This is a genomic window from Methanosarcina sp. MTP4 (genome assembly GCF_000970045.1).
Classification (GTDB): domain Archaea; phylum Halobacteriota; class Methanosarcinia; order Methanosarcinales; family Methanosarcinaceae; genus MTP4.
In genome coordinates, this window is record NZ_CP009505.1 from 2,266,127 (window position 1) to 2,283,622 (window position 17,496).

At 41.6% G+C, this 17,496-nt stretch carries 6 protein-coding genes and 1 CRISPR repeat array; of the genes, 3 read left to right on the plus strand and 3 right to left on the minus strand.

The window, feature by feature from the left end:
- Positions 1-57 precede the first annotated feature (57 nt).
- Both MSMTP_RS17985 and MSMTP_RS09495 read left to right on the plus strand, forming a co-directional pair.
- Positions 58-5,961 (plus strand): 6-bladed beta-propeller, encoded by a 5,904-nt coding sequence (locus MSMTP_RS17985; protein WP_052718357.1) that lies wholly within the window; start codon positions 58-60, stop codon positions 5,959-5,961.
- A gap of 40 nt (positions 5,962-6,001) precedes the next feature.
- Positions 6,002-6,718, plus strand: a complete 717-nt coding sequence (locus tag MSMTP_RS09495; RefSeq protein ID WP_048178782.1) for a hypothetical protein — start codon at positions 6,002-6,004, stop codon at positions 6,716-6,718.
- Positions 6,719-7,388: 670 nt separating this feature from the next.
- On the opposite strand, the gene MSMTP_RS09500 is transcribed toward MSMTP_RS09495, so the two are convergent.
- The 3 genes from MSMTP_RS09500 to MSMTP_RS09510 form a co-directional block, all read right to left on the minus strand.
- Positions 7,389-8,801: an MFS transporter gene (locus MSMTP_RS09500; protein WP_231582741.1), complete on the minus strand. Its 1,413-nt coding sequence runs from the start codon at positions 8,799-8,801 to the stop codon at positions 7,389-7,391.
- Complete coding sequence (gene mmrce1 / locus MSMTP_RS09505) at positions 8,802-9,632, minus strand: MmRce1 family CPBP family CAAX prenyl protease (protein ID WP_048178783.1); 831 nt, start codon at positions 9,630-9,632, stop codon at positions 8,802-8,804.
- Between the two features lie 530 nt (positions 9,633-10,162).
- The gene (locus MSMTP_RS09510) at positions 10,163-11,455 is read right to left on the minus strand and encodes a tetratricopeptide repeat protein (RefSeq protein ID WP_048178784.1); all 1,293 of its coding nucleotides are present in this window, start codon (positions 11,453-11,455) and stop codon (positions 10,163-10,165) included.
- A gap of 177 nt (positions 11,456-11,632) precedes the next feature.
- A CRISPR array of direct repeats spans positions 11,633-15,630; the repeat unit is 37 nt; unit sequence GTTTCAATCCTTGTTTTAGTGGATCTTGCTCAAGAAT.
- Between the two features lie 305 nt (positions 15,631-15,935).
- Here MSMTP_RS09510 and MSMTP_RS09515 point away from each other — a divergent pair.
- Entirely contained in the window at positions 15,936-17,111 is a 1,176-nt protein-coding gene (locus MSMTP_RS09515) for an ATP-grasp domain-containing protein (RefSeq protein ID WP_048178785.1), read from the plus strand.
- Positions 17,112-17,496 lie beyond the last annotated feature (385 nt).

Sequence of the window (17,496 nt, forward strand, 5' to 3'; positions counted from 1 at the left end):
GGTGATATAGATTTGCGTAGTTGTAGACCTTATAACCTGGTGATCATTCTTATTTTATTGGCTGCCCAGTTCTACCCGGCAGCCGCATCAAGCAGCCAGGAATCAGTTCAAGAACCTTCTTACATTTCAAAAGGTACTGTTGCTGCTCTGGCAATGGTATCTCAACTTAGTGTTCAGAACCAGGTCAACACCGATCTGGACGTGGTCGGACTTATAGGCGCTTCCGAGAACAAAACAGATACTGATGGCGACGGACTGCCCGATTCTGTTGAAGCTGTTCTCGGAACTGATTTTAATAACACAGATTCTGATTTTGACAGGCTGGACGACTACAATGAATCGGTTTTCTATAGGTCAGACCCGCTTGAACCGGATTCAAATCATGACGGGCTATCGGATTACTTTGAAGTGATGGATGTTTACTCCCTTGATGTCGATGGGGATGGTTACCCAAACATCTGGGATTTTGATAATGATGGCGATTGCGTTGAAGATAACATCGATTCATCCCCTTTTGCTCTTTCTGCAGCCAGAGAAAGCTTCAATTTTAATCTTAAAACAAATGGAAATCCCACCTATGTAGACTTCCAGTTGCTCCCACAAAATCCTAATAATGTGAACATAGCTTTGCAAAAATGGGACTGGCCGTATGACAATAAAAGTACGATGCAGGACCTGGATAATTCCGAAGATGATGTGCAAGTTATCCCCATGCTTGAACTCACAATGAGTTCTGTTCCTGATCAAGCAGATGTGAAGGATTATGGGATTGGAATCTTTTCGAATACTGCGTATGTACCTCTTGTTCAGGTTCAAGGGCTTGGAGCAAATGTTGCCCTGGCCGGTAAGATGTTCTTTCCTGAATCTGAACCCCTTGACAGTCAGGTAAATGCGAGTCTTATCTGGCTGGTGATGGCAAAGACCGATTCTATGGAAAATGGAACTGTAATATCCGAAAACACAACCCTGATAAAATACCAGGAAAACTTCACGCTCACTGGATTTAGTATTGAGGAAAGTTATGGCAGTGATATCGGCCTTTTCTACAGTGATGAAATAAACCAGACAATTGCAGCTAACTTTGTAATGGCATATTCGTTTTTAAGAAATAATCAGACCACTGTATATGATATGCCCTCTAAACTTGCCGAGCATAACGTGAGTGTGTCCTCTACAATTAATAGCTCATCTCATCGTGATAAGGCATTATTGAATGTTACTACCAGGATGACCCCGGGAGTTTTGAATTCGCTTCCAGAGGACATGGTTCTTCCAGTCATTTCCGCAATTGAAAGTAATTTCGCAAAAAAAGATCTGTCAGAGCTTGATTCAAGCTCTTACATGGTGGGAAATGGGCTTTCCATTAACCTAAGGAGTGAGCCTGTAATAACCCTTAAAACCTTGAAAACAAGCTGGTATAATACTACTGATCAAAAACCCCTTGTAATCGATTCAATTTTACCAGTCATCAGGGATTGGGGGCAACTAATGAATCTGGATGATAATTCCCTTGCATCCATGATGGTTCTGGTAATAGCATGGAATATAGGTGAATCAACAGTAACAAGAATCGGGAACGATAGTACTAGTTTTGTGAATGAAGTCCTGGATGTGCTAGAGGTAATTGAAACAGGGATTGGGGGTTATCTTTTATCGTATTCTTCTTTGATTGATGTAATAAGTATCGCTACAGAAGGTACATATCGAGTTTTTTTTGCATTAAATTATGTAGGTGAATTTATTCAGGGCGTATTAGGCCTTGTCATGTACACATCCAAAATTGTAGATAAAGTTGTGGATGTTATCAGCACTGTGGCTAAATTTGCAGAAGGATTGGGGAAGGTTCTTGGTATAATAGGTGCGATCACGCTGGTAGTAGGATTCGTTTTTGATATAGGTTTTGCAATATGGGGTTTCTTTAAAATTGCAATGAGTGAGGGATGGTCATCAACCGGCACTTTCCAGGGAGCTGTTTATGCTACTATTATGGGTGTATATGCAATCAGTCTTTTTGTCATTGGAGTAATTTTGCTGGCAGTGGCATTAATTCCTTATGTGGGTTGGATAATTGCCCTGGTTGGAGGGATTATATTGGGAGTTATTGCACTGACCGACTTTATACTGGGATTCTTTGATATTGGTATTTCGAATCTGGTGGAAAAGTTAGTAGGTACATTCCATCAAACTTACATGAATACCGAATTTTCCCTCGGCCTGATTAATTCCTCGATTGACATTAAAGATTACAATGAAAATGGATTCGACATCGGGGACAGGATAACATTTAGTAGTTTTGTTAACGGGACCGTTTTAAGAACGTCTGACGGTACATGGGAAGATGTTAAAGAAAGTTACGTTATCCCTCATTATGAGGTCAAGAGGTGGATGACTGAAGATACACCATATGCATATTGGGTTTCACCATATGGCAGTTTTACCAACAATGTATCATACTCTGAAATAAACCCTGAATCCAAGAATACCACATACGAGATCGGTGCATGGATTGAACCAAAATTGGGTACCATTAACTTCCCTCTAGCAGTCCTATTTACAGCGGACTATAAAATAATCTATACGGACAGGAAAATTGAATGGGATTTCTGGAACGGCTATAAATATACACGCCTGAACCAAACAGGAACGATCCAAAACGAGCTAGATACACTCTATTTCGATGTACTTCCAGGAAATGTCAATGATTTCACAACATGGTATCCGTTAACGTCACAGGATAAAGATAACGACGGGCTTGGTAATAATGTAGATCCCTACCCATGGGCATGGGATGGGGACGGGGACGGGTTAAGCGATAAATTTGAACTGGACATCATAGGCTCTGACCCTGGAAGTAGGGATAAGGATGGGGATGGGTTGAGCGATCGAATGGAACTTATCTATGGGACGAACCTGACAGAATGGGATACTGATAATGATAATCTGTCAGATTACAAAGAGATCAATGGCTGGGATATCAATTTCAATTACAGTGGTCAATCCTTTAATATGACTGTTAAATCCGATCCCCTTATGCCAGATACTGACAAGGACGGGGTAGATGACCAGATGGAATACTGGAGCTCCCTCAATCCAAGATCGAAGGATTCAAATGGCGACGGTGTTGTTGATGTTCCAAATCCAAAGACTTTTACCTATGTTAATTTTGAAACAAAATGGGGAAAAGACGGCGTATCCGGATATCCGCGGTTTGACTGCCCATCAGCAGTAGCGGTTGATGCGGATGGATATGTATATGTTGCCGATTCAGGAGACGATTCTCACAGTGTCCAGACTTTCGATTCCAATGGTGGATGCATAAGAACAATCATACGGGGCTCAAAAGGCTCTGGAAATGGACAGTTTGGAGAGCTATCTGATATGGCTATAGATACAGCTAATGGTTATATCTATATTGCTGATTATATTTCTGGTACTGGTGGACGTATTCAGAAGTTCGATTCAGAAGGTAATTTCCTCACATCATGGAATACCGGTTCCGGATGGGGTCCAGAAATAGCAGTTGATGAAGAGGGCTATGTCTATGCTAACATAAATCACTGCATTCAAAAATTCAATTCAAACGGGACCCTAATATCAAATCCTTATTTTAGTACTTATGAGGGTGTTACTAATGTGGCAGTTGACCTGGATGGGAACGTATATTATACAGATGTATACAATGTTTACAAGGCTTATTCTAATTGGACATTCATAACACAATTTTATAGTGAAGGAGACTCAACCAAAGCTTTCGGTTCACCCCGGGGGTTGGCAGTAGACGATAGAGGTTTTGTCTACATTGCTGATCAGAGTAAAAACCACATTCAGAAGTTTGACCCTACTGGCTGGTTCATCACCAGATGGGGGAGCTATGGTTCTGGAGATGAGGAATTTATAAGCCCAATGGATATAGCAGTTGATGCAAATAAAAATGTATATGTCCTTGAAGCCCCCCTCGTCGCTATGTATAAGGATACTGCTGGAAACCGCATTCAGAAATTCTCCCAGATAACTGATCTTCCTCCCCGTAATGTCTCTGAGTTCCTTGATTCCGATGGGGATGGATTGAGTGACATGAACGAGACCAGAGGCTGGGATGTGACCTTTAGCGACAGGTTATTGGGCACTTCAACCTGCCATGTAACAAGCGAGTTTCTGGCAAATGATACGGATTTCGATGGACTCTCTGATTTTGATGAGTACAGCTATTCATCAAATCCCAGAGATGTAGATACCGATGGGGATGGGCTAAATGATTATGTTGAGAGTGTGCTTGGGACAAACATAAATCATTATGATACCGATAATGACGGGCTGGATGATGGCACTGAGATCACTTTTGGAAGTGACCCTACAAAAGTGGATACGGATTTCGATGGACTCTCAGATCTTGAAGAATATAACCCGGATGAACCGTTCGTTTATTTCTCTGACCCATGGAATAATGACACGGATGGAGACGGATTGAATGATAAGGATGAAAGGGAATTTAATTCAAGTGCCCGTAATCCGGATTCTGATGGTGACCTCATGTTCGATGGGACTGAGAAGGAGAAGGGTACAGACCCATGGGACCCGGATTCTGACAGGGACGGTTTGCAGGACGGGTATGAACTTCTATACAGGACGAATGCTTCGAACAATGATACCGATAATGATGGTGTGCCTGATGGTAAAGAAGTAAATAACAGGATGAACCCATTGAACAATGATACTGATGGAGATGGGCTGAGCGACTTTGAAGAGCTTGCAAATGGTACAGATCCGAGCAATGGGGATACAAAGGGTAACGGATTAAACGATTCTGAAGATCCCTACTCATTTGCACCCAACGTGGACAGGATATGGGTTGCTTATGACCCGGATGATGACACTCAGCAACTTATTGAAAACCTAGAAAAATATACCAATGTAACCGTTTTCCGTCCGGATGAAATCCAAAACTATTCCGGTAAATCCAATATTCTACTTGTTGGGAGACCCGGACTGGAAAATAATACTGCCGGGAACATAAGCTACAGCATCCTGAAAAACAAACCAGCTATCCTTTCCAGAATGCAGGGCTCAGACTATGCAAGGTTCTATGTTGATTACGATATATGGAAATCATCCCAGACCGTTGTCATGCTTTCCCACCCATATCCTTCGGACCATTACAAGGTACTGGATCTGTTCAAGACCCTTAATCAGACAATACAATATCCAGATGTCGTCAGTGATTTCAAAGCCGATGCCATTGAAGAGATGGGGTCATTCATCCGGGTCGAATTGAAAAACCCTGTAAAGCCGTCAATAGAATTGAAATCATACAATGGAACAAATGTCCCGGAGAACTTTACCTGTGAATTATCTGCAGATGAAAAGGGTGTAAAATTTCTGGATATCAATGTCAGTGAAAATGTCCTGAACGAAAGCTCCAATAATGTCGAACGGGCTCTGATAGTCATTTATTATACTGCTGAGGACCTTGACAGAACAGGTGATGGGGATGCTGACGATCCGGGAGATATAGATGAGAATACAATAGGCTTTAACTGGTTCAATATGTCTGCCAATAGATGGGAGAAACTAACTACGGACATGGACTGGGTAAATGATGTCGGAATAAATACTACAAATGATATCATCTACGGCAGGGAATACGAGGGATACGTCTGGGCAAACGTCTCACATCTGAGCATGTATGGACTTTCCGGTACTGAAATAACGCAGCCTGTGCATCCTGCACCCCATGACGGACACCGCAGAATCCCGATAATCACGGAAGAAGAAAGCCAGGATGAGAATATCACGCTTGAAGATGTTCAGGCAGCCCCGGAAAGCACGGAAAACACTTCTAGAGAAACTCCTGTGGCAAAAGAAACAGGTACACTCCCTGAAATATGGTTCTATCTGGCAGCAGCCATGATAATCTTACTGACGGGGCTGGGAGCTGTATATCTATTAAGAAAGAGAACGTGAACGAAGAGAAAGAACGTGAACGAAGAGAGAGAACGTGAACATGAGAAAAATTACGCAAAACGGGCTTTCAGGCAGATTCACGATAACTCTTGTAATAATATTCATGATCTCTGTTTTTCTGATTTATTCTTATTCCAATGGGCAGGTCAGGAACGAGGAGGATTTAATATCCAAAACCTCCGATGCTCTGGAAAAAACCAGATTTTATCGCTTTGAGATGTACTCCAACCTTTCAATGATGAATGAGAATTTCCAGGTCATAAATTCGGAAGGGCAGGTTGACGTATTCAAGAATAAAATGTACCAATCGATGACCCTTCAAAACCGCTCTATCGAGATAGTGGTCATCGATGACCAGGCATACTATCGTGAAAACAAAGGTCTATGGCAGAGTAAAAAGCTGGAAGATACCGAAGAATTAAATGCGATATTATCTGAACAACAGCTGATATTGTCCAGTGCTGAAAATTCGACCATGTCCAGAGAAGGAGATTTATGGCTGCTTGAGGTCATTCCGGAACAGGAAAATGTGCTGGAGCAAATGCAATCCATGGGAGTCGATACTTCGGGAATCGAGCTGAAAAGCTTTGTTACAAGATACCGGATAGAAGCGGACACATATCATATAATTGAGATCGAGAGTGTCACAAACGCTGAAATGAATATCATGGGACTCAAGACACCTGTAGAACTGAAGAGCACTATTCTTTTAAGCGATTATAATAAAAAAGTATCACTGGAAGCACCGCTCACTTAAAATATAGTCAAAGACTCAAATTCCTTTCCCAGTCTCAGGTAAAAGTTTAACCACATAAAGCACTGAAAACGCGGAATAAAGGAAATAAGGCGCAATCCTTCCGTGGTTATAATAAAGTAAGTGTAAATTTTATGTGCTCCCTCACTTATCAGTTGATATTTTTTTTGTTAGTACAGGTGCCGGTTAGTCCGGGAAACCTTTAATTTGACCTATCTCACCTGACCCGGTAAACCGTTTTTTCCCGCGAAGAGATTCGAAAGCCTCCGCCAGCTTGCCTGGCGGCCCTCACAAAAAAGTAAAAAAGTAAAAAAGTAATAAAAACTAATGTTCTTTTATTTGTGTTTAAAATTCTCGTTTTTGTCTTTTCTTCTTTTTATCTTTTAAATTTTTATAGTGTAAATGCCGGGCTCCTTCGTCGCCCGTGGACAAGAACGACATGATACGGCTACTTATGGTTGTACGGGGACATAGTTCAGGACTTTTTTCCGGTTGTACGGGGTCCTGGTCCGAAATTTAGAGCCAGCCATTGCTTTAATTCGACTTAACAACATCAACTGAATAATGCAGGACTATCAAATTTTACGTTCGGGACTTATTTACGTTCGGGACTATAAATGAAATTTTGCACAACTCAGCACATCAAAATAACTGATATTACTAAACATAAAAGTTAAAAATCACCTGCATTCACCAGGTTTACGTTGCTATCCTGAACTTCAACATCTTCCAATATTCTTATCTTTTTATTTCTCCAGATCACCAGAGCTATCACGGAAATCATTAATCCTGAAATTACGAAGATTAAGGCAATTCCCCTGCCTTCTCCTACACCGACAATAAAACCGGCTGTTTCAACCAGCAAACCGTCCGGTTCCAGAAGCGGGTTGAAAATATGATCCGCAAGAAATCCTGCGACTGCAAAGGCTATGATGGAGCCGAGATAGGTAACCATTGAAATTATGGACCACACACGCCCCTGCTTTCTGTTGTCGATATTCTTTCGAATTAAAACCTCAATAGAGGTGTTAATGAAAGGCAGGGTGGCAAAAAACGTAAATCCTGCCAGAGTAATCAGGATTATATTTGTTGAGAGCCCGAGGTTGGCAAAAAATATTCCTGACATGAATAGCGAGACAGATAATACATTTACCTGTTTGCTTTTGCTGCCGAATACTCCGATAAACAGGCTTCCGATAAGTATACCTGTTGCGCAGACGGATTGAGAGATTCCCACTGTTTTTACTGTTGTTAAACCCAGCAGCATCGGAATAAGAAGCGATTGGAGAAGCCCGACAAAAAAGAGGACAAGCGTGATAGTAAGGACCAGGTTAACCACGCCCTTATTTTTCGAAAATTCCTGGATACCCTCCCTGAGTTCAGCCATGATGTTTTGTTCCGCATGTTTTACTGAAATTCCGCCTATTGCATTTCTTACCCAGATAACAATGGAACTAGCAATTATGAGAGTGCTGATATCGATTAAGAAAATATATTCGATATCAATCAGTGTTAGCAAAATCCCGGCCAAAAAAGGGGAAATTAAATACTGAGCCGAACCTGCCAGCTGCACCAGCCCGCTTGCCTTATCATACTGGGCTTCGGGCAGGAGGTCGGTAATCAGGGCTTTATAAGCCGGTTCCTGGAAAGCTGAAAAAATCGAACTGGCTGCAATCCCGAGATAAATCTGCCAGAGTTCGATATCCCCTCTAACCATCATAAAAAATATGAAGAGAAGCCCGAGCGATGCCCCCATGTCCCCGAGAACCATCATCAAGCGCCTATCATGACGGTCTGCCAGGACCCCACCGTAGGGCTTTAGCAGGAAGGGAGGCAAAAACACACACATCAGTATAAAGACGTAGCTTGAAGCCGAACCGGTCTGCTGGTATACGTATATCCCTAAGGAAAAGATGGTGAGCCCGGTACCGATTACTGAGATGAACTGCCCGAACCAGATAAAAAGGAATTTGGAATAAAGGTCTTCGGATCCGGAGGGCATTTTTTCAGATCCGGAGGGCATTTTTCCGGATTCCCCGGGCGTTTTTTCGGACCCATATGCCATTTTTCCGGATTTATCTGTCATTTAGTTAGCTCCGCCAGCAAGGTGCTTTTCGGAAAAAAACAGCTCTTTGTCATATGCGATGATAGCGGCTGCAAAAACTATGAGGACAAAAGTTTGAATGCACTTTGTGGTCTGGGTCATATCCAGTGCCTCCTGCGAGATATTGATAATAAAGTGAAAGAGAATCGCCGCAGGAATGCTTTTTCCATTTTTTATGCAGATCCAGCTGATGATCATTCCCAGAGGGATGATGCTGACGAAAAAGTTCACCCCATACCAGATATTCTCGTGAAAAATCTCGTACTGGTAGGATTCATTGACAAATATCAGCGGAAAGTGCCAGAGGGACCAGAGTATGCTGAAAATAAGCGATGCCTTAAAGTAAGTGTGCCGGCTCTGCAGACTGTCAAAAGCATATCCCCTCCATCCAAGCTCTTCAAAACCCGCGGCAAGCATGAGAACAAGCAGCACAGGGACAAAGCCCGTTGAAAAAGAGAAACCTTCGGCGAGTTGGAACTGCGAAACCGATTCCCCGAACGGAAGCGAAAGAAGGATGGATATCAGAACGGAAAACGGCGCTATTAAGAAAAATACCGGCAGCATTTTAGGCGCTATCAGCCTTAGATTGATAAGCCGATTGATAAAATCTTTTACTAAGTCCGAGTTCTTTGACGCAAAGATCATGACAAGTGAGATCAAAAACGGTGCCAACAGCCCGGGCAGCATAATCAACATGTACAGCCCGCTATCGTCCTTAAAACTTAAATATGCCCCTGCAAACCAGAGAACATAGGTCGCTATAAAGGTCGCAGCATAATAGATTCCGGGTTTGTATTTGTAATTAGGAATCATTTTATTCTCCAGGTTTTAACTGCCACGCCCCGTTTTTATTTTTTTAACTTAACCCGGCTCTGACAGCAAAAAACAATAAGATTGCTTCAGGAATTCTCCTGATTTTCCTGCCTCCGACAAAAATACAAGCAATCATGAAACCCATGTAAATAATTTCTAATATATATACATTCCCATTTGATACTCATACTGTTTTCGGAAGCAGGAGGAGGAAATCTCACAGGGCGGCGCTATATAGAATATAGAGTTATTCGAGGGAATTAGTTAACAATGAGAAGATGAAAATTAGTAAGCTGCTGAAATTGTTTAGCTGTTTTCAACCCTCATTTTAGTGGAAGCTACTTATCGACTCTATATGAAAAGGTTGTATCAAAAAGAAATCCACCATGTATCAACTGTGTCTGTAAAATCCTGCTCAGGAATTTTGTTGCCTGCTTTTCCTCGCCTGCCGGTTCCAGAGCGTTTCAATCCTTGTTTTAGCGAAAGCTACGCCTGTATTCAGGTCACACAAGCGTAAATGTGAGAAATGATCACTCCGAAATAAAAGCACCTTTGTATTTCGAAGGATCAAAGTCAGGTTTTAATTCCAGTACCCGCTGGTATGCTTCATCTGCATCTTTGTTCCTTCCAAGTTCGGACAAGACACAACTCAACTTATACCACGATTTTACATAATCAGGTTTTATTTCTACTGCCCTGTAGTAATGTTGTAATGCTTCATCGTAATTCCGGAGTTTGTAAAGAACGTCAGCCTTATTGGACCATGCCATAGGAAATTCCGGATCGATTTTTAGGGCTTTGTCATAAATGCTGAGCGCCACTTTGGGCTGGTCCAGGAAATCCAGGCAGCTTCCGATATTAATCAAGGCTCTCATATCTTTTGGATTTAATTTGATAACTTTGTTGTTTGCGATAAGGGCGTCATTATACATTCCAAGCAATAAAAAAGAATTGCCCAGACTATACCAGCCTTCGGCAAAATCAGGGGAGATTTTCAAAGATATTTCATAGCACTGGACCGCTTCTTCCTCTCTTCCAAGCTTGTGAAAAGTAGATGCTCTGTTGTACCATAAATAAGAAATATAAGTTACTCTTTCAGGACTGACTTCCTCTTCCACTCCCTCTTTCACTCCCCCTTCCACTCCCTCTTTCCCGAAACTTTTTGAACCGACTTCAAATTCAGAAAGGGCTTTTTCATAGTCCTGCAGAGCTCTTTCATAATCTCCAATGCTCAAAAACTCATCAGCTCTCGCAGCAAATGCTTCAAAAAAATCAGGTTTTACTTCTATTGCCTTCCCAAAATAGAACAGTTTTTCATTCAAATCAGTTGCTTTAAGCCCCATTTTAAGAGATTCCCTGGCCCGGTGCAATAATTCATCCAGATAAAAAGACTCGATACAGGAATCAAATATGCTTTCAAAAACCGGAAATAATTTCGCTTTTACGGAAGTGCATGTAATCAAAAACTCTGTTCCATACCTGGCAAACGCAACCTTTTTTGTTTCAGCTCCAAAGTAAGAATAGAGAAATTCCAGTGCAGGAATACCCTTAACAATTATGCGCTTTCTGGATTTGACATTGCGGAATTTTAAAGCCCTTTCTGAATATATTTCGATCTCTTCTATGGATTCACAAATTCCATAGGTGGGTCCGACTACTAAATTGATCGCAGCCATATCAGGACCTGTAAAAATTACCATTGCATCCCTGGAGTCTTTCTGACTTTTGGGATGAGCCTTCCACCCCTCCGGACATTGAATAGAACAGGCATAATCCTCACAATAATACGTCCTTCCATCTTCCTGAACCCTGAAATCAGCCATTTCAATCCCTCTAAATTAGTATCAACAGCAAATCAGAAAAACCTATTCATTTTGCAACTACTAAACTGAAACACAATTCCATAATTTAGTATGTCGATCCCAGAGGCTCTGTTTCATCCCAAAATGATTTCCTTGATCTGCCTGAACTTCATATCCAGTTCTAATCCTTGTTATAAAGTTTCAATCATTGTTTTAGTGGAAGCTACTTCTCGACAAATAATAGATGGGATCAATTACCGATAAGAGTAATGTTTCAATCCTTGTTTTAGTGGAAGCTACTTCTCGACAAATATGGCTGACGCTCTTCAGGCAGTTGTAGGAAGGTTTCAATCCTTGTTTTAGTGGAAGCTACTTCTCGACTATATTAACACATACGAGCATGTAAAGAGAATGAAGTTTCAATCCTTGTTTTAGTGGATCTTGCTCACGAATCTTGTAATCGGGTCAACATCTCACACTAATTGTTATAGTTTCAATCCTTGTTTTAGTGGATCTTGCTAACGAATCAGTGATAATATGTACAACAAAAATACACAACTATGTTTCAATCCTTGTTTTAGTGGATCTTGCTCACGAATTCCCATGCTTACTCGTGCTGCAGGTCAGACTACTCAAGTTTCAATCCTTGTTTTAGTGGATCTTGCTAACGAATCTGACCAAAATATCAGGATTACCAATAGATTACCGTAGTTTCAATCCTTGTTTTAGTGGATCTTGCTCACGAATACTGCCTTATGGACAACTGGTGACGGCATTTGGTATTGTTTCAATCCTTGTTTTAGTGGATCTTGCTCACGAATGAGCTGAACGAACCTGACAGGACAGACGCGAAGATGTTTCAATCCTTGTTTTAGTGGATCTTGCTCAAGAATTTCCTGGTATCCGTCTTTCTCTCCCTCGTAACCGAAAGTTTCAATCCTTGTTTTAGTGGATCTTGCTCAAGAATTTCATACACTGTTTGTTCCTCCGTTTATCATCGTTTCAATCCTTGTTTTAGTGGATCTTGCTCAAGAATACGCGTTACAAGGTCCCAAGCTTCAGGCAGTGTTAAGTTTCAATCCTTGTTTTAGTGGATCTTGCTCAAGAATAAATTCACGGAGGGCGCTCAGGCTCTCGTCGGGTAGTTTCAATCCTTGTTTTAGTGGATCTTGCTCAAGAATACCGCACTCACTGAGGTAGCCATGAGTCAGGACGTGTTTCAATCCTTGTTTTAGTGGATCTTGCTCAAGAATGGGTGTGAGTTGGAACCTTCTTTTGCATTGAAATGTGTTTCAATCCTTGTTTTAGTGGATCTTGCTCAAGAATAAATTAGAGTTGTATCGACAAGAGAAGAATTACATCGTTTCAATCCTTGTTTTAGTGGATCTTGCTCAAGAATGCCATTCTAGGTGTGGCGATTATTGGAAAGGAACTGAGTTTCAATCCTTGTTTTAGTGGATCTTGCTCAAGAATGCCATTCTAGGTGTGGCGATTATTGGAAAGGAACTGAGTTTCAATCCTTGTTTTAGTGGATCTTGCTCAAGAATTTATTCCAATGTCAAAGGCCACTTTGATGGAGGATGAGTTTCAATCCTTGTTTTAGTGGATCTTGCTCAAGAATCCGGGGATTTCTCGGGAGGAAAGGGAGAAGTTGGAGTTTCAATCCTTGTTTTAGTGGATCTTGCTCAAGAATATAGGCGGTTGCATAGGCATTATAATCTTTGTACCTCGTTTCAATCCTTGTTTTAGTGGATCTTGCTCAAGAATCGGTGTTAAACAGTTAGAGAGATGATGGGATACTCCAGTTTCAATCCTTGTTTTAGTGGATCTTGCTCAAGAATTCATACGCGGTTGCGGGGGATAGTGCGTATTTGCGGTGTTTCAATCCTTGTTTTAGTGGATCTTGCTCAAGAATCTGAATCCGGCATACCGTCTACAAAATGGACCGATGGTTTCAATCCTTGTTTTAGTGGATCTTGCTCAAGAATCTGCCGTCTGGCATGGTTTCCACGTGCTCGAAATCTTGTTTCAATCCTTGTTTTAGTGGATCTTGCTCAAGAATGGGGGTGTGTTGTTCGGGGTCATGTCGTATCCTGAAGTTTCAATCCTTGTTTTAGTGGATCTTGCTCAAGAATTACAGCAGCACCTACGCCTGCGGCGATTACACCGGCAGGCCCAAATTTAGTTTCAATCCTTGTTTTAGTGGATCTTGCTCAAGAATCGGTCGGGAAGCCTGCCCCAAACTTGATTTTTTGGGTTTCAATCCTTGTTTTAGTGGATCTTGCTCAAGAATCTCTCCGTTTCCCGTCCCCGCTTAATAGCTGCTGGAGTTTCAATCCTTGTTTTAGTGGATCTTGCTCAAGAATGTTCTCAGTGCGTTTGTCACGGGATAACCTGATTCTGTTTCAATCCTTGTTTTAGTGGATCTTGCTCAAGAATTCTTACTGTATACTCTACTATGCAACCTAAACTAGTTTCAATCCTTGTTTTAGTGGATCTTGCTCAAGAATTTATACATACATATACATATACATATACAATACTTACTCTCTAGTTTCAATCCTTGTTTTAGTGGATCTTGCTCAAGAATGATCTCCCTGCAGTCTTCCAAAAATTGCAGGATTTTGTTTCAATCCTTGTTTTAGTGGATCTTGCTCAAGAATACGTGGACCTCGGGGCCACATATTCAAATCCAACTAGTTTCAATCCTTGTTTTAGTGGATCTTGCTCAAGAATTCAGCCCCCTACCCTGCAGTCGTGGAATGAGAGTGTGTTTCAATCCTTGTTTTAGTGGATCTTGCTCAAGAATCTGAATAAAATCTGTGATACTTTTCACGATGAATGTTTCAATCCTTGTTTTAGTGGATCTTGCTCAAGAATTTAGCCCCTTTTGAGTACCCGAAGCCGCCGACTGCGTTTCAATCCTTGTTTTAGTGGATCTTGCTCAAGAATCTCAGCCGACTACGCCACCACACCAGTACAATACAGGTTTCAATCCTTGTTTTAGTGGATCTTGCTCAAGAATAGGATATTTGACCAATAGTTCACCCTCCAATATTTTGTTTCAATCCTTGTTTTAGTGGATCTTGCTCAAGAATCCGTTTTCGAAGTTTTATATGAACCGTGGTATAAAGTTTCAATCCTTGTTTTAGTGGATCTTGCTCAAGAATTCATTGATTTTTGGGTCCGTGTCCGGTTGCCATGCTGTTTCAATCCTTGTTTTAGTGGATCTTGCTCAAGAATCCGGGATCATTGACAGAATAGACTGTGGAGTATATGTTTCAATCCTTGTTTTAGTGGATCTTGCTCAAGAATTTTTATAATCCTGATATTTCCGGAAAATTGAAGGCTGTTTCAATCCTTGTTTTAGTGGATCTTGCTCAAGAATACGCATCCGAATGGACCGACGTGGCCACCAAGTGGAGTTTCAATCCTTGTTTTAGTGGATCTTGCTCAAGAATCCTATTGAAATATGTCTCAGGCAGGGACACACAGAACGTTTCAATCCTTGTTTTAGTGGATCTTGCTCAAGAATACCAACATCCGGAAGAATGGCATAACCCGGATTTCAAGTTTCAATCCTTGTTTTAGTGGATCTTGCTCAAGAATATCACAAATGGGTTAAACTATGAATCTCTCAAAAGAGTTTCAATCCTTGTTTTAGTGGATCTTGCTCAAGAATTGTATGAATTTATGAGAGAAAAAGGGGAATTTTGACGTTTCAATCCTTGTTTTAGTGGATCTTGCTCAAGAATATTTCGGGTCGATGGTCCTGAAAGTAGGCGGGACAAGTTTCAATCCTTGTTTTAGTGGATCTTGCTCAAGAATAAATCGTTATTATTTCCCGTGGGAAAATAGACCCTCTATGTTTCAATCCTTGTTTTAGTGGATCTTGCTCAAGAATGGCCAAAATCCCTAAATGCCTACTCCCGGAAGTGATCGTTTCAATCCTTGTTTTAGTGGATCTTGCTCAAGAATATAGATAGCTCGGGCAACGGAAACAACGGGACGAGTTTCAATCCTTGTTTTAGTGGATCTTGCTCAAGAATGCCTTTGTCCCGTCCGATGTGTATATACCATTCCGGGTTTCAATCCTTGTTTTAGTGGATCTTGCTCAAGAATAAAAGGCACTCATGCTGCAGGGGACCGGATCAAACGGGTTTCAATCCTTGTTTTAGTGGATCTTGCTCAAGAATACCGCGAATTTTTGCCTGTTTTTAGCCAAAGGAGGCCTGAAAAGGGTCCTTTTTTAGAGCTAAATTTCTTGATGGTAATTTATCAAACCCTTTATATAGACAAGAAAATCCGGGTTTTTGATTGTTTGAAAAACTTTAATTATATCTGAGTAACTTTCTATTAAATTTTCGTATATAAAACTGTTTTGCAAGAATAAAACAGGGGTGCTTTTAAGGCCTCAGTATTCCGCAATAAATATTACCAACCTCCCCCATTATCCGCCTCATAACACCCAACCCAAAATCCCCCAAAAAAGGAATAAAAAATGATAATCCTCGACCACCCCTACGTCTCCGAATTTTTAATGGATACCGTTGCCGAAATGCAGGTCCCTGTTTTGAAAAACGAAATGTCAGCCGGAATAAGCACGGAAAATGCAGGAAAAAAGTTCAGGCTCCTTGAGGAAGCCGAATTTATCGAAAGCGTAAAAGAGCAGGGCATCTGCCCGCTTTATTCCAATTCCGAAAACTCCATTGACTGGATAGCTGAAAACCTGGCTTTTACGGGGCTTCCGGAGAAGATTGAGTTTTTCAAGAACAAGGTAAGGTTCAGGGAACTGCTCGAAAGAATTTATCCAGAGTTCCGCTTCCAGGCTGTGGACTTTGACAGGCTCGACGAGCTCCGGGTTGAGGAGATAAAAAAGCCCTTCATCATAAAGCCCGCAGTCGGGTTTTTCAGCCTCGGGGTGCATAAGGTCTCAAGCGATCAGGAATGGGCTTCCGTCCTGCAGAGCATAAAGGCAGAGGTGGAAGAGATAAGAGACCTCTATCCGGTGCAGGTCCTCAATGTGGGGCAGTTCATTATCGAGGAGTGCATCGAAGGCGAGGAATTTGCGGTTGACGCCTATTATTCAGGCGAAGGAAAGCCTGTTATCCTCAATATCTTCAAGCACATCTTTTCTTCGGAAAGCGACGTCAGCGACAGGGTCTACTTTACTTCGAAAGAGGTGATCGAAACTTACCGGGAAGCTGTTGAAGACCTTTTGAAGGAAATTGGGAAGCTGGCAGACCTGAGGTATTTCCCCCTGCACATCGAACTAAGGATTGGAGAAGACCGCCGGATCCAGCCAATCGAGCTTAACCCCATGCGTTTTGCGGGCTGGTGCACCACGGACATCGCGCACTTCGCCTACGGAATAAACACCTACAGGTACTTCCTGGAACAGCTTGAGCCCGACTGGGAGAAGATTCTCGAAGGCAGGGAAGGGAAAAACTACTGCCTGATCGTGCTGGACAAACCGGCTGGCCTTGATTTGAAGGACGTGAAAGCCTTCGATTACGAAAAGCTGCTTTCCGATTTCGAAAAGCCCCTGGAGCTCAGGAAAGTCGATTATGGGAAATTCGGTTTCTTCGGGTTCCTCTTTGCGGAAAACCGTGCGGAGAAATGGGGAGAGATCGAGAGGATTCTGAACTCGGATTTGAGGGAATATATCCGGAAATGAATGAAATGAATGAAATGAATGAAATGAATGAAATGAATGGAATGAATGAAATAACTGGGGCCGAAATCCCCCTTAAAAACTACTTTTTTCTTTTTTTCAGGTCTGTAGAAATCCTGTCATATTGCTTGAAACAGCCCTGATTTTTTATGATAGGGTTTAATGCTGATCCAGATTCGGGGGATTTTTCCGCTTCGTATCGATAACAAGGGCTCTCACCGTTTGCGAAGCAAACGGCCTTTCCCGAAATTTTTGAAAAGAAGTGATTGCACAATAAACTACCATTATTTGCTGTAATTATTTGCTGTAACTATTTGCTGTAATTATTAGCTGGCATAATTAACTGGCATCATTAGCTGGCATTATTAGCTGTAATTATTTGCTGTAA